Origin of the sequence: Proteus sp. fly-1013 (genome assembly GCF_040140245.1) — a bacterium.
In the GTDB taxonomy this organism is placed as follows: Bacteria; Pseudomonadota; Gammaproteobacteria; order Enterobacterales; family Enterobacteriaceae; genus Proteus; species Proteus mirabilis_B.
The window spans coordinates 74,585-97,679 of the sequence record NZ_JBEEWD010000005.1 but is presented as its reverse complement, the minus strand read 5'-3'; the positions used below and the strand labels follow the sequence as shown (position 1 = coordinate 97,679).

At 37.7% G+C, this 23,095-nt stretch carries 18 protein-coding genes and 1 riboswitch; of the genes, 13 read left to right on the top strand and 5 right to left on the bottom strand.

What is annotated here, in order from left to right:
* The first annotated feature begins 720 nt into the window (after positions 1-720).
* The 5 genes from ABN236_RS11045 (at position 721) to tehB (ending at position 5,331) form a co-directional block, all read left to right on the top strand.
* Positions 721-1,275, top strand: a complete 555-nt coding sequence (locus tag ABN236_RS11045) for a cytochrome b (protein ID WP_194950973.1) — start codon at positions 721-723, stop codon at positions 1,273-1,275.
* A 33-nt stretch (positions 1,276-1,308) separates the two neighbouring features.
* Positions 1,309-1,887: a YceI family protein gene (locus tag ABN236_RS11040; protein ID WP_088494888.1), complete on the top strand. Its 579-nt coding sequence runs from the start codon at positions 1,309-1,311 to the stop codon at positions 1,885-1,887.
* Between the two features lie 230 nt (positions 1,888-2,117).
* Entirely contained in the window at positions 2,118-3,203 is a 1,086-nt protein-coding gene (locus ABN236_RS11035) for a linear amide C-N hydrolase (protein ID WP_088494889.1), read from the top strand.
* 22 nt (positions 3,204-3,225) lie between these two features.
* The gene (locus ABN236_RS11030; RefSeq protein WP_349473973.1) at positions 3,226-4,398 is read left to right on the top strand and encodes an NAD-binding protein; all 1,173 of its coding nucleotides are present in this window, start codon (positions 3,226-3,228) and stop codon (positions 4,396-4,398) included.
* Between the two features lie 78 nt (positions 4,399-4,476).
* The gene (gene tehB / locus ABN236_RS11025; protein ID WP_088494891.1) at positions 4,477-5,331 is read left to right on the top strand and encodes an SAM-dependent methyltransferase TehB; all 855 of its coding nucleotides are present in this window, start codon (positions 4,477-4,479) and stop codon (positions 5,329-5,331) included.
* 68 nt (positions 5,332-5,399) lie between these two features.
* Here tehB and clcA read toward each other — a convergent pair whose 3' ends face one another.
* Positions 5,400-6,821: a H(+)/Cl(-) exchange transporter ClcA gene (clcA, locus tag ABN236_RS11020; protein ID WP_349473972.1), complete on the bottom strand. Its 1,422-nt coding sequence runs from the start codon at positions 6,819-6,821 to the stop codon at positions 5,400-5,402.
* A gap of 195 nt (positions 6,822-7,016) precedes the next feature.
* Between clcA and ABN236_RS11015 the strand changes: the two genes are divergently transcribed.
* The gene (locus ABN236_RS11015) at positions 7,017-8,417 is read left to right on the top strand and encodes an alanine/glycine:cation symporter family protein (RefSeq protein WP_088494893.1); all 1,401 of its coding nucleotides are present in this window, start codon (positions 7,017-7,019) and stop codon (positions 8,415-8,417) included.
* Positions 8,418-8,604: 187 nt separating this feature from the next.
* On the opposite strand, the gene ABN236_RS11010 is transcribed toward ABN236_RS11015, so the two are convergent.
* Positions 8,605-10,086, bottom strand: coding sequence for an aldehyde dehydrogenase family protein (locus ABN236_RS11010; protein WP_023581463.1), 1,482 nt, complete (start codon positions 10,084-10,086; stop codon positions 8,605-8,607).
* Positions 10,087-10,580: 494 nt separating this feature from the next.
* On the opposite strand from ABN236_RS11010, the gene hcp reads away from it, so the two are divergent.
* From hcp to mgtE, 4 genes are all read left to right on the top strand, one after another.
* Positions 10,581-12,233, top strand: a complete 1,653-nt coding sequence (gene hcp, locus ABN236_RS11005; protein ID WP_098942158.1) for a hydroxylamine reductase — start codon at positions 10,581-10,583, stop codon at positions 12,231-12,233.
* Positions 12,234-12,291: 58 nt separating this feature from the next.
* Positions 12,292-13,296, top strand: a complete 1,005-nt coding sequence (gene hcr / locus ABN236_RS11000) for an NADH oxidoreductase (protein ID WP_194950967.1) — start codon at positions 12,292-12,294, stop codon at positions 13,294-13,296.
* A gap of 271 nt (positions 13,297-13,567) precedes the next feature.
* Positions 13,568-13,903, top strand: coding sequence for a DUF6694 family lipoprotein (locus ABN236_RS10995; protein ID WP_088494896.1), 336 nt, complete (start codon positions 13,568-13,570; stop codon positions 13,901-13,903).
* Between the two features lie 215 nt (positions 13,904-14,118).
* A riboswitch (M-box (ykoK) riboswitch) is annotated at positions 14,119-14,290 on the top strand.
* 76 nt (positions 14,291-14,366) lie between these two features.
* Positions 14,367-15,440 (top strand): magnesium transporter, encoded by a 1,074-nt coding sequence (gene mgtE, locus ABN236_RS10990; RefSeq protein ID WP_088494897.1) that lies wholly within the window; start codon positions 14,367-14,369, stop codon positions 15,438-15,440.
* A 70-nt stretch (positions 15,441-15,510) separates the two neighbouring features.
* Here the strand turns inward: mgtE and ABN236_RS10985 are convergent, their stop codons facing one another.
* A complete protein-coding gene (locus tag ABN236_RS10985) occupies positions 15,511-16,026 on the bottom strand; it encodes a SprT family zinc-dependent metalloprotease (RefSeq protein WP_153050569.1) in 516 nt (171 codons plus the stop codon).
* Positions 16,027-16,131: 105 nt separating this feature from the next.
* Between ABN236_RS10985 and ABN236_RS10980 the strand changes: the two genes are divergently transcribed.
* The 3 genes from ABN236_RS10980 to ABN236_RS10970 are packed head-to-tail and all read left to right on the top strand — an operon-like array spanning position 16,132 to position 17,314.
* The gene (locus tag ABN236_RS10980; protein ID WP_036912417.1) at positions 16,132-16,455 is read left to right on the top strand and encodes an ArsR/SmtB family transcription factor; all 324 of its coding nucleotides are present in this window, start codon (positions 16,132-16,134) and stop codon (positions 16,453-16,455) included.
* Between the two features lie 3 nt (positions 16,456-16,458).
* Positions 16,459-16,899 carry a YeeE/YedE family protein gene (locus ABN236_RS10975; protein WP_088494899.1) on the top strand — a complete coding sequence of 147 codons (441 nt, stop codon included), beginning with the start codon at positions 16,459-16,461 and terminating at the stop codon, positions 16,897-16,899.
* A 4-nt stretch (positions 16,900-16,903) separates the two neighbouring features.
* On the top strand, positions 16,904-17,314 hold the full coding sequence (locus ABN236_RS10970; RefSeq protein ID WP_349473971.1) for a DUF6691 family protein: 411 nt from the start codon (positions 16,904-16,906) through the stop codon (positions 17,312-17,314).
* Between the two features lie 86 nt (positions 17,315-17,400).
* On the opposite strand, the gene bcsC is transcribed toward ABN236_RS10970, so the two are convergent.
* Together bcsC and bcsB are read right to left on the bottom strand one after the other, a co-directional pair.
* On the bottom strand, positions 17,401-20,727 hold the full coding sequence (bcsC, locus tag ABN236_RS10965; protein WP_349473970.1) for a cellulose synthase complex outer membrane protein BcsC: 3,327 nt from the start codon (positions 20,725-20,727) through the stop codon (positions 17,401-17,403).
* Positions 20,728-20,730: 3 nt separating this feature from the next.
* Positions 20,731-23,052 carry a cellulose biosynthesis cyclic di-GMP-binding regulatory protein BcsB gene (gene bcsB / locus ABN236_RS10960; protein WP_349473969.1) on the bottom strand — a complete coding sequence of 774 codons (2,322 nt, stop codon included), beginning with the start codon at positions 23,050-23,052 and terminating at the stop codon, positions 20,731-20,733.
* Positions 23,053-23,095 lie beyond the last annotated feature (43 nt).

Here is a 23,095-nt window from a genome sequence, read left to right as displayed (position 1 = left end):
AGAAATTTAACTTAGATTGTTATTTTTATTTGCTAATATTGTCTCTATTTAAAATGTGGAGTGTTTTAATATCTTTGTGCGCGATGATTGATATTTATAATACGACACTTGTTTTATTTGTTAATGATAGTAATTTATCACTATCTTAATTTAAATTTATTTTTATTGGTTGAAATTTTTATATGCAAAACGATCATTCGTGGATTAATTTATTAATGTACTATTGTCATGATCACTACTCAGAAATGATGCCAGTTATATTTTTTGTTTGTATTGTTGGGATTATTTTTGGTGTTGTACGAGAAATGCGCTGGTTATCCGTTTTTTTTACGGTTCCTCTCATTATTATTGTATTTTTTTTAATAAGCTCTAATTTAGAATAAGTAAAAAATACAATTGTTTTTATGGTTGGACAATTGTTGTATTGATCTTATTTCGCCTCTTGTTTTGCCTCTTATTTTTATTTCTCTATCTCTATCTATTCTTTTTATTATGTATATAAACACCTGCCAATACACCTATCTTATTTTAAAAAAATCCGACCCAACAATGTCATTGATTAGATAATCAACAGAGTGACTAATAAGAGCCCATTACTTATTGATTATTATTGATAATGATAAGCAAATTATTTGTTGGATTATGGGCTAACAATTTATTCTCAATACACTAAACTAGATAACATTATTGTAATGAATTAGAAACTATTGGATTTTTATTATGCAATGGCGAAATAATGCGTCTCGCTATGGGCACTTGTCTCTCCTTTTACATTGGGGGTCGGCGCTGACTGTCTATGGTATGTTTGCTTTAGGGCTGTGGATGGTGACGCTAGGGTATTATGATAGTTGGTATCATTCTGCACCTGAAATACACAAGAGCATTGGTATTCTTTTGTTTATTATTTTGATAGTGCGTGTGATATGGCGTTGGATCTCTCCATCTCCTAAAGCTTTATCAAGTTATAGTAAGTTGACACGCATTAGTGCCCATATTGCACATATGCTTTTATATTTAATCTTATTTTCTATTCTGATTAGTGGTTATTTAATTTCAACCGCTGATGGACAAGCTATATCTGTATTTGATTGGTTTTCTGTGCCTGCCATTTTTACAGGGGAAGCCGAGCAAGCGGATTTAGCAGGTGATATTCATCTTTATTTAGCCTGGTCAGTGGTTTTATTATCGTTATTACATGCTGCTGGCGCTTTAAAACATCATTTTATTGATAAAGATGTCACGTTAAAACGCATGCTAGGAATGCGAACTAAATAATTAAACTTATAAAACGAAATTATGGAGATAACGATGTTTAAGAAAGCTTTATTAGGTTTAACCGCAGGTGCGTTGTTATTTAATGCAAGTACTGCTTTAGCCGCAGATTATGCTATTGATAAACAAGGCCAACACGCATTTGTACAGTTTCGTATCCAACATTTAGGCTATAGCTGGTTATACGGCACTTTTAAAGATTTCGATGGTACATTTAGTTACGATAAAGAAGATCCATCAAAAGACAAAGTTGATGTTGTGATTAAAACAGGAAGCTTAGACACTAATCACGCAGAACGTGATAAGCACTTACGTAGCGCTGATTTCTTTAATGCAAGCAAATATCCTGAAGCCCGATTTGTTTCAACTCAAGTTACTCGTGATGGCGAAAACTATGTTGTTACCGGTGATTTGACATTAAATGGTGTGACTAAACCTGTTTCATTAAATGCAAAATTAATTGGCGAAGGTACTGATCCTTGGAAAGGTTATCGCGCTGGTTTTGAAGCAACAGGTAAAGTGAATCTGAAAGAGTTTAATTTTAAATCAGACTTAGGACCAAAATCACAAGAAGCAGAATTAATTATCTCTGTTGAAGGTGTAAAAAAAGCGTAATTAAATGCTTTTTTAGGGCAACAAAGCCTCTTATTACCTAGATGATTTATAAACCGATACCTTAACGTATCGGTTTTTTTATGCACAATTATGATGAATGATCTTATACTTAAGTACTAATTCTTATTTTTTATAGAATTAATATTTATGTTGAGGCTTTATCTATTTTAAGTCCGTACAAAGAAAGGTCATAACCAAGAAGCTATCCATTTGTTTAACAGGAAAGAGTCATAATGAAAAAATTACGCCATACTTTTTTGGGCACTCTACTTATATCTGGTTTTTTTACAGTAGGTATTACAGATGCTGATGCATGTACTCGACTTGTTTATTTAGGTGACAATAACCAAATTATCACAGCTCGCTCGATGGACTGGAAATATGACATAGGAACAAATTTATGGATATTTCCACAAGGAATGCAACGCTCAGGAGAAGCGGGTGATAACTCAATAAAATGGACATCTAAATATGGAAGTGTGATTGCATCCGGTTATGATATTTCTACGACAGATGGTATGAATGAAAAAGGTTTAGTGGCTAATTTATTGTGGTTAGCAGAATCAGATTATCCAGCATATACCAAAGAGAAACCGGCAATTTCAATTTCTGCATGGGCGCAATATGTGTTAGATAATTTTGCTTCAGTTGAAGAAGCTGTGAATGCATTAGACAGTGAGCCTTTTATTGTATTAACAGATAAAGTTCCTGGGCAAGATAGAATGGCAACATTACACCTCTCGCTTTCAGATGCAACGGGAGATAGTGCCATTATTGAATATATTAATGGCAAGCAAGTGATTCATCACAGCAAAGAGTATCAAGTGATGACGAACTCACCTATTTTTTCAGAACAATTAGCGTTAAATAGTTATTGGCAACAAATTGGTGGAACCGTGATGTTACCGGGGACTAACCGAGCTTCAGATCGCTTTGCCAGAGCTTCTTTTTATGTTAATGCCATTCCTAAAGCTCAATCGAGTAAAAAATCTCTTGCTAGCGTATTTGGTGTGATCAGAAATGTATCTGTGCCTTATGGATTAAGTACGGTTGAGTCACCAGAAATTTCATCTACACGCTGGAGAACTGTTGCTGATCATAAAAATCAATTATATTTTTTCGAATCAGCATTATCGCCGAATACCTTTTGGGTTAATTTAAAGGAAATTGATTTTTCAAAAGAGAGTGGAAAAGTAATGACATTACCTTTAGGTGAAGAGCAGTCGATAATCTATTCAGCGAATGCGACAAGTCATTTTAAACCCGCAGAACCTTTTAAATTTCAAGGATTAGATAATATTCCTTTAAATAACTAGCTGAGTATTTACGATATCTAATATGAAATTATCCGCAATACTAAATGTGATAGAGACATCTAAAGTGACAAGAAAAATGATGTCTTTATTACTTATCTTAAATGGTGTTTTTATCATTTACTCTATTTTGCTGTCTCGTGGCATTTATCTGGATTGGGAAATTCATGGGTTTTCAGCATGGCTTAAATCTTTAGGGGTATTAAAACTGCTTGATATACCCAAGGTCATGTTAGCTTGTGCCTTAATCTTGCTTTCAATATTTATGTATTTGGGCGTCAGAATTGCGTGGTGCGTCTCTTTGATTTTATTAGCCACCATTATTTTTCTTGATGTCGCTGTTTATCAGCAAATGGATTTTCAATCCTATTTTTCTTTTATTTTAGCGATTGGGCTGTTAATGAGTTGGCGTGCATTTCCGCATCATAGTTTAACTAGTGCTGGCTTTGTGGCTTTTATCTGTATCCTTTCTTTGCTGTTATTCTCAATGCTGGGAAGCCTTTATATTGGTGATGAGTTTAAGCCTCATATTACAACGTTGATGGATGCGTTCTATTTTTCTATTGTCTGTATGACGACACTAGGATTTGGCGATATTGTGCCAATTAGCACGAATGCACGTATTTTTACTCTCACTGTTGTTATCTTAGGAATAACTGTTTTTACTACGTCCATTGTGTACGTCATGGGATTTCTTGCGCGTGGCACTCGCGATATTGTTAAGAAAAGGATCGCTAAAATGCATAATCATTTTATTATTATTGGTTCATCAGCATTAGCTTCTCAATTAGAAAAGGGGCTAAGAGAGCAAGGAAAACCGGTTATTGCGATTTGTACCGATAAAAGTAAAGCCTCTTATGACACGCAAGCCAATATTATTGAAGGTGATCCTACTAATCTTAAAACATTGCTATCTGCCAATATTGCGAAAGCGAGTTGGGTGGCGACTTTATCTGAAAGTGATGCAGAAAATACCTTTATTTTACTGACTATCCAAGAATGTTCTAATGTCGATGCCAAATTGATCACTATTATTAATCAAGATGAAAATAGAGATAAAATCAGTCGGTTACGCCCAGATATGTTGTTCTCTTTAGCATCATTAGGTAAAGAAATTATGATGAAAGTTTTGTGTGGTGAATCTATTTCTTCATCGGATGTGACTGATTTGCTTTTAAACAAATATTTAAAATCATAATTTTGATAAAACCTTCTTTACGAAAGATAATGATTACCATAAGATGTATTTAAAATGCATCTTAAGTGAGGTTGAATTATGGAACTTGTAAGTTATAAAACAATGCCAGAGTGGACTCGTACATCCATTCCTTTAGCGTTATTAGAACGCCACAATACAAAGGAAGGCACTTATGCTCAAATGCGGGTATTGCAAGGTAACATGACATTTGTTGTTTTTAATGATGATGGTTCACAAATTTCAGTGGAGTGTGATACTGAAAATCAGCCACCTTTAATTCAACCTCAACAGTGGCATAAAATAGATAAAGCAAGCGATGATGTTCTTTGTCAGCTCTCTTTTTTATGTGCTCCTGAAGATAAGCTATTTAAAGAAAACGACTTATCATTACCACATTCTGAAGTACGTTATATGGCAACGTTTACCCAACCTTGCAAGGTGTTAGATTTAGGTGCAGGTCGTGGTCGAAACAGTTTTTATTTAGCGTCTCAAGGTTATGATGTAACAGCGTTAGATATTAATGCTTCACATATTGATGCCATTGAAGCAGTTAAAACCAAAACAGGGTTAGCGGTAAAAAGCGGCTTATATGATATTAATGAAGCTTCACTGACAGAGAAATACGATATTATTCTTTCAACGGTTGTATTGATGTTCTGTCAACGGGAACGTATTGAAAGTATTATTAAAAATATGCAGGAATGTACCAACTCTAACGGTATTAATGTGATTGTTTGCCCTGTTGAAACGCCAAATAGTGATCCTGCTGAAATTCCATTTAAAACCTTTTTACGTCCAAACGAATTAGCTGATTATTATAAAGACTGGGAAATTATTAAATATAATGAAAACCCAGGGCATCTACATAAAACAGATGCAAATGGAAATCGTATCGCCTTAAACTTTGCTACTTTAATCGCACGTAAAAAATAGTTAAGTTCAATCGTCTCTTTTTAAATACCCCAAATAATTGGGGTATTTTTTGTCTGTTTAAGCGAGTTTTATTGTTGTGGTAATTTATCACTTTTAATGTCATCGGCTTGGTTTGTTTGTTCTTTTGCCTCAGACTTTTGCAATATTCGTTCTAATAAAACCGTATAAATAGGGCGACCACCTAATAGTTGAGCCAACATTGTTGCACCTAAACAGGTAATGATCATCGGTAGGATAAGTTGATAATTATCCGTCATTTCTAATACGAGGACGATCCCGGTTAGAGGTGCTCTTACGGTTGCTGCAAATAAAGCGCCCATTCCTGCAATAGCAAACGTACCAATTTGAATTTGATAATCAGGGAAAAGTAAGGTTGCAGTTAATCCGAAGGCGCTGCCAAATAGCGTACCTAATGCCAGAGTGGGGGCGAATATACCGCCAGGAGCACCAGAGGCAAAACTGATAATGGATGTTATAGTTCGTAAAACAAAGAAAAGTAATAGCGCGATAAGAGAATATTGCCCTGTGCTTAATGCTGGAATAATACTAAATCCACCCCCCGTTATTTCAGGAATAATTAGTGCTAATAAGCCACAAAGCCCACCGATGATCCCGCCTGTTAAAACGAAACGTGATGTTTTATCTTGATAAAAATGTTGAAACTGGGTTTGAACATAAAAAAGTAATTTACTGAAAATAACGCCAATAATGCCAAATAACATACCCAAAACTAAATACAACCAGAGTGTATTTAGTGGTGCAGATGAAAATTTACCGATATGAATAACACCACCTTCACCATTAAATAGGCGAAAAACAATGCAAGACATAATCACGCCAATAAAGACGGCTTTAATTGAAATAAGGCTGTATTTAAATTGAGGACGCATTTCTTCAATAATAAATAAAATACCAGCCAGAGGAGCATTAAAAGCCGCAGTTAATCCTGCTGCAGCTCCGGTCGCTAATAGAGTATGGCGTGACTCTTTATCTTTTACTCGAGAAATATCATTTACGAGCTGACCAATATTGGCACCTAATTGTACCGTTGGGCCTTCTCGCCCTAATACCATTCCAGAACCTAAAGTCCCAATACTGGCAATAAATTTTACAGGTAATACTCGCCACCAACGAACAGGGCGAATATCTATCATGGCACCTTCAATTTCAGGTATTCCTGAGCCCCCTGATTCGGGTGAAAATTTCTTGACTAAATAGTATCCCAGCATTGCCAGAATAGAGGAAAAGAGTAATGTGCAGATCGCTAGAATATAAGGATTGGTAAAGGTTTTAATAAATTCTTCTTGTCGAAAATGAATCACCCAACTAACGCTTTTTTCAAATAAAACACCCACTAGCCCAGCTAAAGAGCCGACTATAGCGGACAATAACAGGATCTTTAGTGGTGCAAGGTTGGTTTCTTGCGCTTTTCTGAACAGATTAAAACGTCGTTCATTTTGGCTGTTTTGTGCTGATTTATGATTATGCATAACTTTGATTGAAGTATTGTAACGATGAACCTAATGATAGCGTAATTTAATAATGAAGTGATATTTCTCACATAACTAAGCCAATTTTAGAGTTAGTCGTTTTTTTTTCTAGCATATTTTCACTTTTTCATCTTTAGTGTAATTGATAACAAAAAATACATATTTAGATAACATTTGGACGAGAAAGGGTAAATTATGGATTTCATCACAAATATATTAAGCGCTATAAATGGCGTGGTATGGGGAGTTCCGATGCTTGTCGGTATTCTCGGTATCGGCCTTTTTATGCAGTTTCGACTTGGCTTTTTACCGATTAGGAAGTTAGGAACAGGATTTAAGCTTTTATTTGAAAAAAATGACAAAAGAGGTGAAGGGCAAATATCGCCATTTAATGCCTTAATGACTGCGCTATCTGCCACCATCGGAACCGGTAATATTGCCGGTGTTGCAACAGCGGTTGTCTTAGGTGGTCCTGGTGCATTGTTCTGGATGTGGATGACAGCATTAGTGGGAATGGCAACTAAATATTCAGAAGCCGTACTTGCTGTACGTTTCCGTGAAGTTGATAAATACGGAAACTATGTCGGTGGTCCAATGTATTACATCAAAAATGGCTTAGGTAAAAACTGGGTTTGGCTAGGTACTGTTTTTGCTGTCTTTGGTAGTTTTGCGGGATTTGGTATTGGTAATACAGTACAAGCAAACTCTGTCGCTGATGTACTGGAAAGTAACTTTGGTATTTCGACGACAATTACCGCTATTGTGCTCGTTGTTTTAGTTGGTGCTGTACTCATCGGGGGCATTAAGCGTATTGCTGATGTTGCCGGTAAATTAGTTCCTATTATGACTGTCGGCTATTTTGGTGCAGGTATTGTTGTTCTCGCACTGAATGCGACTGCGATCCCTGATGCAATTGTCCTTATCGTTAAATCAGCATTTACACCTGTTGCTGCTCAAGGTGGTTTTGCGGGGGCGGCTGTTTGGGCGGCGATCCGTTTTGGTGTAGCGCGTGGTGTTTTCTCAAATGAAGCTGGATTGGGTAGTGCGCCAATTGCCCATGCGACGGCAAAAACACAAAATCCTGTTCGCCAAGGTTTAATTGCGATGTTGGGGACGTTTATTGATACCATCATCGTCTGCTCTGTTACCGGATTAACCATTGTTATCACAGGGCAATGGTTAACAGGGCAAAGTGGAGCAACTTTAACTGCCGCATCGTTCTCTATCGCTATTCCGGGTGGTAACTATATTGTGGCAATTGCATTAGCTATTTTTGCCTTTACCACGATTTTAGGCTGGAGTTTTTACGGTGAAAAATGTGTGCAATATCTTTTTGGACCTAAAGCGATTATGCCATTTAGAGTTGCATGGCTAATTGCGTTACCGGTTGGTGCGACACAATCGTTAGAGTTTGTGTGGTTGTTAGCCGATACACTCAATGCAATGATGGCTATTCCTAACTTAATTGCATTAGCTTTATTAAGCCCTGTTGTTTATCGCTTAACAAGAGATCATATAAAAGATGTTAACGCCGATAATATTGAATTAGATAAAGAAACTCACTCAGTGAGTAAAAAAGAAGCCGAAGCAGAGTAACTCGTTCTTACTTATTGGCTAACAACACAACATAAAACCGCATGCTTTCTCGCGATAAGTATGCGGTTTTTTTATGGTGATAACTTGAGGTTTGAGAAATTACAGATAATAAAAAGCCTTCTGGGGAGAAGGCGAAGAGATGAGTATAGATATTATATTTATAAGAATTTAGAAAAGAGAGAAAATCTTATTCTTTCATACTGATGAAGATGTTTTTCACTTGGCTATAAGCATCTAACATCATTTTATGTGTTTCACGTCCTAAACCTGATTTCTTGTAACCCCCAAAAGGTGCGTGAGCTGGGAGTTCGTGATAAGTGTTGACCCACATACGGCCGGTTCTTACTGCTTTTGCAACACGTAAGGCACGGTTAATATCTTGAGTCCAAACACCACCACCAAGACCATATTCAGAGTCATTCGCCATTTCGATCACTTCATCTTCATTATCGAATGGAATAACACACAATACAGGTCCAAAAATTTCTTCTCGGGCAACACGCATTTGGTTTGTTGCATTGATGATGATGGTTGGACGAACAAAGAAGCCGTCATCATAACCTTCACCCGTAATACGCTCACCACCTGTTAAAACAGTTGCACCTTCTTTTTTCGCGAGTTCAACATAGCCTAAGATGGTATCCATTTGATCTTGGCTAACTTGTGTCCCCATTTGTGTATTCGGATCAAGTGGGTCACCGACACGAATACTCTCAAATTCAGTTTTTAATGCTTTCAAAAATTCATCATGAATATCTTTATGTAAGAACAAACGTGAACCTGATTCACAAGCTTGTCCTTGGTTCATCAATATTGCCAATGCTGAATATTTGACTGCTTTTTTCATATTCGCATCAGGGAACACGATATTGGCTGATTTACCGCCTAATTCCAATGTTGCTGGAACCATTTTTTTCGCCGCTGCTTCTGCTACGGTATAACCCACATTGGTAGAGCCAGTAAACGCAAGTTTATCAATATCTTCGTGCTCTAAAATAGCTTGTCCTACAACAGATCCGCGTCCGGTAACAATATTAATTACACCAGCTGGTAATATTTCATTTAAAATACGACCTAGCTCTAATAATGAAAGGGAAGTCAGTGTTGCTGGATTAATCACCACGGTGTCACCCGCCGCAATCGCTGGTGCCAATTTCCATGCTGCCATTAATAATGGGAAGTTCCACGGAATAATTTGACCCACCACACCAATAGGTTCGCGAATAACAAGGCTAATGGTATTTTCGTCTAGGACGGCACTTTCATCGGTATGAGAGCGTATCACGCCTGCAAAATATCGAAAATGGTCAATAGAGGCAGGTAAATCTATGTTTTTCGACTCATTGAGTGGCTTACCATTATCTAATGACTCAATCCAAGCAAAGCGTTCTTGTTCCTGCTCTAAGCGATCCGCGATTTTTAATAAGAGGGCTTGACGCTCAGCTGGTGACGTTTTACTCCATGTTTTGAATGCTTTACGAGCAGCACTGACTGCGCGTTCAACATCTTCAGCACTACCAGATTGGTATTCACTTAATAATTCACCCGTAGCTGGGCTATAAGTTTTCGTTGTTTTTTGCGATGTGCTAGATACCCATTCTCCTCCAATTAGCATTTTATAACTTTCTAGAGGACGAAATTCTGATGGAACATTATTTAATTTAATCATTTTTAATCTCCAATGTAGGGATGAGCATCATTCAAATGTGTAGTTTCATTTCGTAATACTCGTGCTAATAACATATCTCAATTGAAATAATTTGATTAGCTATTGATGCAATAGGTGATATTAACTATAAAAAATAGTAATGAATATTACTGACTTAACAAAAATGGATAAACTTAATCGTTTCATCTCTCAATATTTATATGATTAAACAAAAAATAACCGTCAAAAATCCTTAAACATTCCTTCTTATTTCGCCATCATCGGCACAATGCAATAGCGCTCTCTTTTTTGGGAAAATTATTTTGAGGCTTAAGCAAAATCAAAGGATAAAAAAAGGGATATTAAAAAATTTGCTAGAAATTGCGTTAGATCAAACAACATTTAAATTGTTCAATATTGCCCTTTCGCTCTTATAAAAATGGCGTATTCTTATGTTGCATCTGGAATGCAACTTATAAAAATAAAGCGTTATCTTTTATTAGAAGGAATACGATATGTATTGTGTGCAATGTGAACAAACAATGAAAACGCCTGTAGGTAATGGTTGTGCCTATGCGCAAGGTATGTGTGGTAAAACAGCAGAAACTTCAGATCTTCAAGATTTACTCGTTGCAGTATTAGAAGGGCTTTCGGCGTGGGCTTTAGCGGCGCGTAGTGTTGGTATTATTGATCATGATGTAGATAGCTTTGCTCCTCGTGCTTTTTTCTCTACGTTAACCAACGTCAACTTTGATTCTGATCGCATTGTCGGTTATGCGAAAGAAGCTATCTATTTCCGTGAAAGTTTGAAATCTCGTACTTTAGCGAAAAATGCAGCAATTCAAGTAACTAACCCAAGAGCTGAAATTCAATTAGCGGGTAGCGATTTAGATAGCTTACAAAAACAAGCTCAACTTTTTGCTTTAAATGCAGATAAAGCGCAAATCGGTGATGATCTTCATGGATTACGTATGCTGTGCCTGTATGGCTTAAAAGGGGCTGCGGCTTATATGGAGCACGCGCATGTTTTAGGTCAGTATGACAATGAAATTTACGCAGAATATCACCGTTATATGGCGTGGTTAGGTACTGATCCTTCTGATATGAATGAGTTGTTAGAAAATGCGATGGGCATTGGTCAAATGAACTTTCGCATTATGGCTATTCTTGATAAAGGCGAAACTCAAGCTTACGGTAACCCAACACCAGTTACTGTTAACGTTCGCCCTGTTGCAGGTAAAGCTATTTTAATTTCAGGTCATGACCTGAAAGATCTGCAAATGCTTCTTGAGCAAACTGAAGGTAAAGGGATCAACATTTATACTCATGGTGAAATGTTACCTGCCCATGGTTATCCAGAACTTAAAAAATACAAACACTTAGTGGGTAACTACGGCAGTGGTTGGCAGAATCAGCAAATTGAGTTTGCAAAATTCCCTGGCCCTGTACTAATGACTTCAAACTGTATTATTGATCCGAATGTAGGTAATTACGGTGACCGTATTTGGACTCGTAGTATTGTTGGCTGGCCGGGCGTAAAACATATTACTGGTGATGACTTCTCTGAAATGATTGAACAAGCACAATCATTAGAAGGCTTCCCATACAATGAAATTGAGCATTTAATTACAGTTGGTTTCGGTCGTGAAACACTATTAAATGCTGCTGATACTGTGATTGATTTAGTCTCACAGAAAAAATTACGCCATGTTTTCTTAGTGGGTGGTTGTGATGGTAGCCGTGGTGAACGTAGTTACTACACCGATCTTGCAAGAGAAATTCCACAAGATTGTTTAATTATGACTTTGGCGTGTGGTAAATACCGTTTCAATAAGTTGGATTTCGGTACTTTAGAAGGCTTACCACGCTTACTTGATGTGGGTCAGTGTAACGATGCTTACTCAGCGATTATGCTAGCGGTTAACCTTGCCGAGAAATTAGGTTGTGGTGTGAATGACTTACCACTGTCTTTAATTCTCTCTTGGTTCGAGCAAAAAGCGATTGTTATCTTATTGACTCTGCTTTCATTAGGCGTGAAAAACATTTATACCGGCCCAACAGCACCCGCGTTCTTAACTGACAATCTGCTGGCGGTACTAAATGAGAAATTTGGTATGCGCTCTATTACTACACCAGAACAAGATCTTAAAGATATTCTTTCTGCTTAATGTTTTAAATTCATTATCATTACCGAAGCCTACGGGCTTCGGTGAAGGATCAATATCCATGACGATGCCTACTTCTCTTTGTCCTAATCGTATGCAAGTTCACTCTATTCATCAGGAAACACCTGAAGTGTGGACGCTAAATTTAATTAATCATGACTTTTATTCTTATAAACCGGGTCAGTTTGCACTGGTGAGTATCAATAATAGTGATGAAACAATGCGCGCTTATACCATTTCATCTTCTCCGGGGTTAAGTCCATTTATCACTTTAACCGTTCGTCGTTTAGAAAATGGCGTGGGTTCAGGCTGGTTAACATCACAAGTAAAACCGGGTGATTATCTTTGGTTATCTGATGCTCAGGGTGAATTTACTTGTGCAGGTAAAGAAGGTGCGCGCTATTTAATGTTGGCGGCAGGATGCGGTGTTACACCCGTTATGTCGATGACACGTTGGTTGTTAAACAATCAACCTAAAGCGGATATTACGGTTATTTTTAATATTCGTGAGCAAAGCCAGTTTATTTTTGAGAAAGAATGGATCGAATTAGCAAATGCATATCCATACAATCTTAATTTTATCATGATGCCAAAATTGCCTGATAATAAAGGGTTATTTAGTGGACGCATTTCTCAAGAAAAATTAGCTGCATTAGTCCCTGATATTGCGAGTCGTACTGTCATGTGTTGTGGCCCAAATAGTTATATGGAAGACACAGGACGTTTTGCAAGAAATCTTGGCGTACCTGCTGAGAATATCTTTATGGAACGTTTTGGTGATGAGCCTGTTTGTGTTGATGAAAACGAACAATTAACCATGACTATTCGCCATCCATTATCACAAATTAAAGTTCCTGTTGGTGTAACTTTATTATCAGCAATGGAAGAAAATAAAGTTCCTGTTTTTGCAGCTTGTCGTGCAGGAGTTTGTGGTAGTTGTAAAACGCGCATCGCGAGTGGTGATTATGATGTCAGTAGTACCAGCACATTAACGGCTGAAGAGATAGCTCAAGGTTATGTCTTAGCATGTAGTTGTCGTTTAAAAGGAGATGTTGAGCTCGCTTAACTTCTTTTTATTAAGTATTTCCTTCTATTTTCCTGTTTTTTTTACCCTGTTAATTTATTAACAGGGTTTTTTATGCCTATTCCTCCCATTAAAAAAACGAATAATCTGGAAAATGCTTCCCTTTATTTTAAATTAAAGACAGTTTTTATTTATTCAGAATAATAAAAGTATTGGAAATGATGACTCATTAAAAATATATTTTAGTTAGTGGGGAGTTTCCTTATAAACATTCTGCTATTATTTAAATTATTGACTGGGTAAGGGGGGGTATATGAAAAAATTGTTAGTTATTTGTTTATTTAGTGTCATGTTATCTGGCTGTGAAAAACCTCAACAAACCCTTGATGGCTCTAATGTAGAGTCACTACGTATCTCAATTGTTGAAATGCGTAATTCTCTCCCTCTTGATGAACAATCGCGTTTTGATGAAGCAATAGAATTAGCTATTCTGAATGATATTAATTTTAATGATTTAGTTATCGCTGGGCGTCATAAAAATGCGGATATTATCACTCGTAAAATGTGCCAATCATTAGATGGTAAAACGGTAAAAGAGATATTTTTGCAAGCAGAAGAAATAAGAGTACAAAAATTAGCATTTAAATAATCAATTAATAAACAGATTTCTTCTTAACTATACGATTTTAACTTTCGTAGGAAAGCCTCACTTCTTTTTTATATATTGGTTTCGAATGGAATTATATTATTTAATTGCATGATGAATGTGATGGCTATTTTTCAATAGAACTTAAACAAAATCGTTATCGTGCTTTTCATTATATTGTGAGTGGTTATAATGCGCGCCGCATTCGCAAGAAAAGTGCAGTATCTCGTTAGGCGAGGCTCCTATACAAACACAGGTTACTGATCTGACGACGTCGAGAGACGCCCAAGATTAGGACAGGATATATCGACCGAAGGTATATCCCCATGTAACTTCCAGTATTCATCGGATACGTTGTATAGTGCTAAAACCGAGACGTGTAGATAGCTTTTGCATTCTCGCTTCTGGTTTCGCCCCTATGGAGAACTGATTTGCTAAACACAAACAGTAATAGGGAACCACAAAAATGAAATTCAATACTCAAAACAAAATGGATGCTGTATTAGTTGCAGATGCATCCTTAAACACACCTCAAAACAACTCAACTCAAGACCAATACAATCGTTTAAAAGATGATGCAACGGTTAGCGCTTATATGAGCCAGTCTTATATTGCTGTTTCTGTCGCTGATTCTGTTGAAAATGTGAAAGCTCAATTAGTTAATGATTTAAAAGATGAATTAATTCCAACCTATTTATATGTGGTGGATAAAGATAATTATCTAAATGGGATTTTGCCCGTTAAATCATTATTAACAGCTGCGAATGATCTGTTTGTCTCTGATGTGATGCGTCAAACCTTTTTTTCTGTCTCACCAGAACAGAATCGACATGATGTTTATCAACTGATTAGTCATAGCGGTTTAGACAGCGTACCGGTGATGCATTTTGGAAAGTTAGTCGGTGTTTTACGTCCTCAAGATATTGCTGAATTAATTGAAGATGAAAATACACTGGATGCACAAATGCAGGGTGCAACTTCACCTTTAGAGCAGCCTTATTTAGAAACCAGTCCGGTGACATTATGGCGTAAACGTGTTGTGTGGTTATTGATGCTGTTTGTGGCAGAAGCGTATACCAGTACGGTATTACATGCTTTTGAAGACAGATTAGAAGCTGCAATTTCATTAGCTTTCTTTATTCCATTGCTAATTGGTACAGGCGGAAATAGTGGTACACAGATCACCTCAACATTAGTACGTGCTATGGCATTAGGGGAAGTGAGCTTACGTAATGTTTGGTCTGTATTAAGAAAAGAGATAACTACATCGATAATGGTCGCACTGACTATGGGTATTGCCGGTTTTGTGCGTGCTTGGTTCTTAGGTGTGGGTATGGAAGTGATGATTGTTGTTGGCTTAACGCTCGTTTCAATCACTGTTTGGAGTGCGATTGTTTCGTCTGTTATTCCAATGGTATTAAAGCGCTTAGGTATCGATCCTGCGGTTGTTTCAGCACCGTTTATCGCGACTTTAATTGATGGTACAGGTCTTATTATTTACTTTGAAATCGCATCTCATGTGATGAGCGAGTTTGCTTAAGACAATCCCATATATTTATTCTCAAGATAAAGCCGATGTGACTTAATCAACACATCGGCTTTATTTTTATCTACACGAGTTCGCGTTCAATAAATTGTAAAATCGCCTGACAGTGGCGACAACGGTATTGTGTTTCTCCGCGTAATACTTTGTTATGACGGCGAATAGTGAGCTGGTGTTTCTCTTCACAATGGCAAGCATAAGGAAAGGTCTTAGCTTTAACGGCGCTGACATCAAAATGATGAGTACGTTTAGCTGAAACTTGTAATACTGTTTCCATCATCCATTTCCACTCTTTCCCATGAGGCGCTACACGACCAAAATGGCGATTAACTAATAAATGAGCTAATTCATGAGGAATAACTTCTTCAATAAAATTCTGTTTATTTTCAATCAATAATGTAGGATTAATACGGATTTCCCAATTTGCATAATAGGCACTGCCTGCAATAGTTCCTCTCTGATTATAATGTAGAGTAGGTTCTGGGTAATTTGTATTAAGATAAAGATTAGCCTGCTGCAATTTTTCACGCAGTGTTCGCATAACGCTTTGCACTAAGGCGATGGGGACTCTTACCGTTTTCATGTTACAGAGCATATAGCGCCTTATACAAACACGCAATAAAAAGAAAACTTGCACAATATATAAATTAACATATTATTAAAAAGTATATTGATTATGGAGTTTACCATGACACAACGAGTTCAACCTGATTTATTAGATGCAATGAAATTGGCGGCTAATGAAGCGTCTAGTATGCTTAAGACGCTAGGAAATGGCGATCGCCTCTTATTATTGTGTCAGCTAAGTCAGGGCGAAAAAAGTGTGAGTGAATTAGAAGAGAGTTTAGGTATTCGTCAACCGACACTTTCTCAACAGCTAACCGTTTTGCGTAATGAAGGGTTAGTGAATACTCGTCGTGATGGAAAACGTATCTTTTATTCTATTGCTGATGAAAAAGTTCTTGTGCTACTCAATACGCTTTATCAGCTTTATTGCCCGATAGCAGGTTAATTTATGAATATAGATTGGGTTCACTTTACGCCTTTAAGTGCGGCAATTGGTGGGCTTATGATAGGTGCAGCTGCCGCCATTCTACTGTTATTTAATGGTCGCATTGCAGGAATAAGCGGTATTTTAGGTGGTGTATTATCAACAAAACAGCAGGGAAATGGTTGGCGTTGGGCATTTTTACTTGGCATGCTAATCGCACCTACACTGTTTTATTTTTTTGATAAACCTTTGTCGCCAGTGATTGAAACGTCACCTTGGATGCTAATTATTGCCGGGGTGCTGGTGGGAGCAGGCACTCGTTTAGGTAATGGTTGCACTAGCGGTCATGGCATTTGTGGGTTAGCACGATTATCTCGTCGCTCGATGGTGGCAGTTATAGTCTTTATGGTGACTGCATTTATTACCGTTTATATTCAGCGCCACGTAATAGGAATAGGAGGCTAAGAAAATGACTAAGTTTGTTGCTTTCCTTTGCGGTCTTCTATTCAGTGCAGGATTGATTGTTGGTGGAATGAGCAATCCGCAAAAAATTCTAGGTTTTCTGGATATCACGGGAAACTGGGACCCTTCTTTATTGATAATTATGGGTGCAGGATTAGTTGTTAGTGTGATGGGTTACCAATTAACACGCCATAGACAACAAAGTATTTTAGCGTGCCCTTTAAATATTCCGACCAATAAAGTGATTGATAAACCACTTGTGTTGGGTAGTGTATTATTCGGTCTTGGTTGGGGATTAGCTGGAATTTGTCCGGGTCCTGGTTTGGTATTAGCAGGTGCTGGGTTTTATCAAGGTATTTTATTTGTTCTTGCCATGATTGTGGGTTGGTTGCTCGTTGGGCTTTTTCGTAAAGCGTAATAATGGCAACTTACTATCGCAATTTTAGCGAAAATGTTAAACGGGAAGCCAGTGCTTCCCGTTTGTGTATTTAATACATTTGAATGTTATTTAAAATCTGCATAAGGAATAAGAGGATTTGGCGGTAAATCTAAATCACCATTCCAACCATCAAAGGAATAGCGTAAGTACATTAATGCATGGCTTGGGGTATAGTTTTTTGCTTGTTGAATATCAATAGCTGCACCAATAAACCAATGTGGTGTAATTCGATGTTCAACTAATGCTCTTGCGGTATAACCAAAGCCATTGCTGGAGTCTCCTTCATCAACAGCGTCACGCTCTTGATAATAAAGTCTCATCATCTCTTCTCGATCTTCAGGGCTAAGCCCATTCATATAGCGATTGAATTTATCGGGAGAAATGAGATTTTGTAAAGGATAGCGCTTTCTGTCATCTGTTTGGGAGTAAGACCAAGAAAGAGAGCCTGATAATTCCCAAGACCAATTTTCAGTGCGTTCACGATAATTAATTGGGATCCCTAAAGAGACATATTTTTGAGGACTATAATAACCACCTTGACCTAAAGTGTATCCGCTTAAGTCTTTATCATAATGCCAAAGCATTGTGCTTAACCCGACAGAAACGCGGCGATTGTTCTCATTGATAAGTTTATAATAATAGCCACCCATTCCTCGAATACTGCTATTATCTTCAACGTTTTTACCCGTCAGTTTATCAACAGAAACTTCGCCCCAATAACCGTCTTTTCCGCCTAAGTCATAGCTTCCACTTAAACGAACGCCAGTTCTTCTCACTCCGCCCCACGTTTGGTTAGTCCAAATATCTCGTTGACCAGCAAAAGCCAGTTGCGAGCTATTAACTGGACGACGGTGAACATCAAGTGTCCAGCCCACATTAAAAAGATCATAATTATAGGCGATTTTACCAACCCAATCAGTTACCTCGAAACCCAGTGGTGTTGTACCAAGATCCCATTGCCATTGGCCATTTTCCCAGCCAATTGCAGGGCTAACACCAAAGGATTTTTGTTCTAGCGGGAAACAACCCGTGCGATAGCAAGTCCCAAATTTAGAGTCATAAGGTGAAGTACCCAGTTTGCCACTGCTGAGATTAACTAAATCTGCCCGCCAAAAGAAACGACCATCATAAACAGGGTGATCGAGTTGTAACATTGTGGTGTGAGCGCGTAGTTTAGAATAACCTTCGCTACCACTAGAGCCCCAATAATCATGTTCAAGAGTAAAACGCCACTCTTGTTGACGATAAAGAGAGTGAGCATCAGCTCGTAAGCTTCGAGATAGCCAGTTATCTTTTTCGTCATTACGCATTAATATGGTGTACTCAATATTATCTTTTGGCAACCTATCTGTTATTCCATCCTTGATCATCGCTTGTTGGTAATAATAGTGAGCTTGTTGACGATGTTGCTCATCACGTTGAAAACGAGCAATATCGCGTAATACCAAAGGATCAGCACTGTCCGGCTCTGTTTCAATTTGTTGTGCCAAGTAAGCAAAATAGTGTTGTGCTTTTTCTGTATTCCCCACCTCTTTTTCTGCATTGGCAACACGTCTAATAGAGTTGCTATTAAACTGGTTGGGTGAAAGTGTTTCTATTTTCGTAAGATAGTATTTTGCCTGTGCATGTTGCCCTTGTTCCAAGGCAATATCTGTTGCGCCTAATAATGCCGTTTCATTGTTAGGCTCTAGATTTAAAGCGGTATGGTAATAACTTAAAGCTTGTTCAAGATTATTTCGCTCTTGAGCCCAGTTCGCTAATAGTAAATAAGTCTGAATTTTTTGCTCTGGCGGAATATGAGCAAAAAGGTAATCAACAGCCTGTTGTTCTTGTCCTTTTGCTCGTAGAGACTCTGCGTGTGCTAATATTTCACCAAAACGTAATCGACTATTTAACGCTTTCATACTCTCACTACGCTGAGACAAAGGAATTGTTTTTAGCGTATCAAGTGCTTGAGTTTCTCGTCCTGTTTTATTGAGATATAGCGCATAGGCGTAAAGACGAGATGGATCATTAGGGAGACGGTGATTTAGTTGATTAAAATACTCTTCAGCTTCAGAGTCTCGTTGAGTTATTAATAAATCATCAGTAAGCCGATAAATATTCCAAACATCATTAGGATAATCTTTAGCAATTGCTTTACGTTTTTCAATCGCACTAAGGTATTGCTCTTGATGCTCATCATCAGCGGCTAAATCTTGTCTTATACCAGAGATAATATAGCCATAATCTTCTGCCAAATTTTTATATTGTCTTGGCGTTAATCCATTAATAAATTGTTGTGCTTTATCATGTGACTGTTGGCGATAAAGTTTTGCGAGGCTATGCAAAGTCGCAGGGTGATTAGGTTGATATTTTAAGGCTTGTAAATAATGGTTTTCAGCAACATCCCACTCGCGCTGTGCAACGGCAATATTACCTAAACCAATATAAGGCTCGCTTTCATAAGGGCTTAACTTATTGAGTTGGTTAAAATATCGTTCAGCTAATTCATAATCTTGTTTTAAGAGCGCTTCATCACCTTTTGAAAGCAGATGCCAATATTGATTAGCCTGCAACATGGATCGCCATTGACCGCTATTATCATGATTAGGTGATAATTTCAGCGCTTGTGAAAGATAATAAATAGCTGCACCACGTTGATTTGCGCGAGAATAACGCACACCCAAAGCACCTACAACATCTGCATTATCAGGTTGTTGTCGTGCTTTTTGTTTTAAGGTCGCAATAGGCAATGAGGCAACATCTGTTTTAGATTTTACAGTGGAAGCCGTATTAGTTGTGCTTGTTGTAACCGCTGATTTTATTGTGGATTGTTGCTGGTAGAGACTCGCTATTTTCACATTCTGAGGATATTGGCGATAAATATGATTCAGTCTATCTACCTTATCATCATGAGAAGATTGCATAAGCACTTGAATATATTCCAGTGCTAAAGTCTCATCCGGTGGCATTCCTCGATAAATTTCATCGTATAAATTTAGTGCATCATCATAGCGCCCAGCTGTACGGTAAAGCTGAGCTCGCTGTAATTTTTGCCGATTAACATCCGTTGTCAGTGATAAGGTTTTTATTGCACGTTGATATTGCTCTGATTGAGGAAACTGAGTACCTAATTGAGTAAATAACAGTTGTGCTTTTGCGTTGTCCTTCTGTTTTACAGCAAACTGAATTTGCATTAATAAGATATTAGGATCATTGGGTTTAATTAACGCTAAACGATGCAACGATTGAGCCACTAAAGCTTCATTTCCCGTGGATGTTCCTAATCTCACTTGCTCTTGTAAAAAGGCTTCCGTTGTCTCTTCGCTGGCTTGCGTGACAGGCAAAATGCCTGCCAGCAAAAAGAGAGCAATAACAGAGTGGCGATGTGTGTGACCAAATTGCCACATAGCTTAATCCTTAGCCGCTAAACGACGTTGGCTTCTTATTTTCATTGCTCGCCAAATAAGAAGAGAGACAAGAATAATGCCGATAATTGCCGCTAAACCAAGCCATATAGGGTGAGATGCAAACACATACCAAACTTCTTCCCACCAAGGTAAATAACCGACGAAATAAGTGTCACCTACACGTAAGCTATTTACGCCAGATTCTCTGACTAATACCACTGAACCATGCATAGCATCACGTTTACCGCTATCACTGATTGCCTCATTTAACAGTTTGTAACCTTGTGTACTATCGGCTAATAGTGCGATAACGCTACGTTGTGAAAAGAATGGAGATTGGAAACCAATAATTGCACCCATTGATCCTTTAGACGTCAGGGAGATACGGCTATCAGGGCGTTTATCAGTCGGTTGATAACTTGTGTGGCTAAAGATACTGATCTCACGAGAAGGCAGAGTGATTTCACTACGTGCTTTATCAATCAGTACATTCATCTGTTTATCATTATTTAATGCTGGTGGAATTGTACCGATAAGCAGCAGATCTGCATCTCTTTTTTGTACTTCTTCTAATGAATCAGTTAATGAAACATTCAGTGCAGGATAACCTGTTTGAGCACCGATATTCCCGGTTGAAATTAATAGGGTAGATAACTGCGTTGGAGACGGTTGTTTATTAACAAAAATCAGGGTTTCAGACAGATCCGCATAACGGCTAAATGGGAAACCAGCATGGCTGTAAACGCGTAAGTCAGGCAGTGCAATATAGTGTCGATAATCACCGGTGAAATTAAAACTAGATAAATCATCAATTGCCACTGCATTTGGAACTGGTTGATAAGTAATACATTGATCTAGTGAACCACCCGGAATTGGGTTGGTGTAATCAAAGGCAAATGTAATTTGGTTACGCTCACCCAGTTTTACAGCGGGAATATTCAATAAATTCTTATGCTCAATCCAGCCTTGAATAAGCGGTAAATAAGCGATAACAAGATTATCTTTTTTATCTTTCTCAAGAGGATAAGCTTTAATGAAATGGTCGTTTACTGAGATAGACATACGAGAGTCATCTTGAAATGCAGGTGCGGTATAGCGATAACGCAATTGCATTTGTAATCCCGTATTATTAAACATAAAGAGATCCGGCGGTAACGTCATATTCAACGTAATAGGATTCGGTTTTAATCCGCGAGATTGCAACTGACCTTCATAGTCTTGTAACGTATTAAAATAGATAGGTTTATTCAACTGTACCCATTTTGGCGCATCATAAGGCTCTCGAGGGATCAATTTTTCTACTTCATTAATTGTAACGACATTTCCTCTAAAAATAACTTGCCCACGGGCTATTCCGTTTACGGCAGTGATCAAATCATTATCATCACGTCCCATAATAAGAAGTAATTTAATATAAGGATTAGTTGGATGTGTCAGCATTTCGATAGTGGGTGCTTTAACATCAGGATGTTGTTTTAAAAATGCCGGTTTTTGTTTATTAGTTGCAAAAACAATACTGTGTTGATTTGGCAACGCATCATAATAAACCGGATAATTTTGCTTACGCCAATCAACTTGAGTACCAAACCAAGAAGAGAGTATGGCAGCTGCCTTTTGTTGGACTAAATTAGGTGACTGACCGAAAACCATCGGCAGTGTTAATTCGCCAAAATCACGGCTGTCAAAAAATGGCTCTGGGAAGTGCGCTAATTCATTACCTAAACGGAGTGATTGAAAGGTTAAATTCAACTGACTGCTTTTACTCACATCAAGCCAGAGTGTGGTATTTGCTTGGTTCTCACAAATTTCACGATAATGGCCAATAAAAGAGAGTTTTATATGGTTAAAATCTTGAATAAATAAGGGATCAATTGGTATCGTAATTTGGTTTTTCTTACCTAAATCTTCCTGTTTTAAGGTAATTACTCCCATCAATTCATCATTTAAATAGACATTAAGATGAGATTCCACAGGAAGGAGTGATGGAGACGGTGTAAATTCTAAATCGAGAGTCGCTTTTGAAATATATTCATCACTACGTACACCAAATTCTAAATAGCCGTCAGGGCTAACACCGGTTAAATGAATAGCGCCATAACTAGGTGCTGTCTCTGAAAATCTTAATATTTTCTGGCGAGCTGAAGGTGTGATATCAGCAGAAGGCAGTTGTGCATTTACAGGTACTGCTTGAGAAACAACTTCAGGAGCCGCTTTAGTTATTGTAACAGGTGGCGCTGAAATATTGGTTTGCGCTTCTTGCGTTTCATCTCCATGAACTGAAGAAGTGAGCATAAATAAGGCAAATATGAGAAAACGTTTTTTCATTATTGTTACCCATGATCTTATTGTTTATTAATAAATTCCCAGA

Coding starts and splice junctions, on each gene's coding strand:
- ABN236_RS11045 (WP_194950973.1), top strand. CDS start 721: ATGCAATGGCGAAATAATGCGTCTCGCTATGGGCACTTGTCTCTCCTT.
- ABN236_RS11040 (WP_088494888.1), top strand. CDS start 1,309: ATGTTTAAGAAAGCTTTATTAGGTTTAACCGCAGGTGCGTTGTTATTT.
- ABN236_RS11030 (WP_349473973.1), top strand. CDS start 3,226: ATGAAATTATCCGCAATACTAAATGTGATAGAGACATCTAAAGTGACA.
- tehB (WP_088494891.1), top strand. CDS start 4,477: ATGGAACTTGTAAGTTATAAAACAATGCCAGAGTGGACTCGTACATCC.
- clcA (WP_349473972.1), bottom strand. CDS start 6,821: ATGCATAATCATAAATCAGCACAAAACAGCCAAAATGAACGACGTTTT.
- ABN236_RS11015 (WP_088494893.1), top strand. CDS start 7,017: ATGGATTTCATCACAAATATATTAAGCGCTATAAATGGCGTGGTATGG.
- ABN236_RS11010 (WP_023581463.1), bottom strand. CDS start 10,086: ATGATTAAATTAAATAATGTTCCATCAGAATTTCGTCCTCTAGAAAGT.
- hcp (WP_098942158.1), top strand. CDS start 10,581: ATGTATTGTGTGCAATGTGAACAAACAATGAAAACGCCTGTAGGTAAT.
- hcr (WP_194950967.1), top strand. CDS start 12,292: ATGACGATGCCTACTTCTCTTTGTCCTAATCGTATGCAAGTTCACTCT.
- ABN236_RS10995 (WP_088494896.1), top strand. CDS start 13,568: ATGAAAAAATTGTTAGTTATTTGTTTATTTAGTGTCATGTTATCTGGC.
- mgtE (WP_088494897.1), top strand. CDS start 14,367: ATGAAATTCAATACTCAAAACAAAATGGATGCTGTATTAGTTGCAGAT.
- ABN236_RS10985 (WP_153050569.1), bottom strand. CDS start 16,026: ATGAAAACGGTAAGAGTCCCCATCGCCTTAGTGCAAAGCGTTATGCGA.
- ABN236_RS10980 (WP_036912417.1), top strand. CDS start 16,132: ATGACACAACGAGTTCAACCTGATTTATTAGATGCAATGAAATTGGCG.
- ABN236_RS10975 (WP_088494899.1), top strand. CDS start 16,459: ATGAATATAGATTGGGTTCACTTTACGCCTTTAAGTGCGGCAATTGGT.
- ABN236_RS10970 (WP_349473971.1), top strand. CDS start 16,904: ATGACTAAGTTTGTTGCTTTCCTTTGCGGTCTTCTATTCAGTGCAGGA.
- bcsC (WP_349473970.1), bottom strand. CDS start 20,727: ATGTGGCAATTTGGTCACACACATCGCCACTCTGTTATTGCTCTCTTT.
- bcsB (WP_349473969.1), bottom strand. CDS start 23,052: ATGAAAAAACGTTTTCTCATATTTGCCTTATTTATGCTCACTTCTTCA.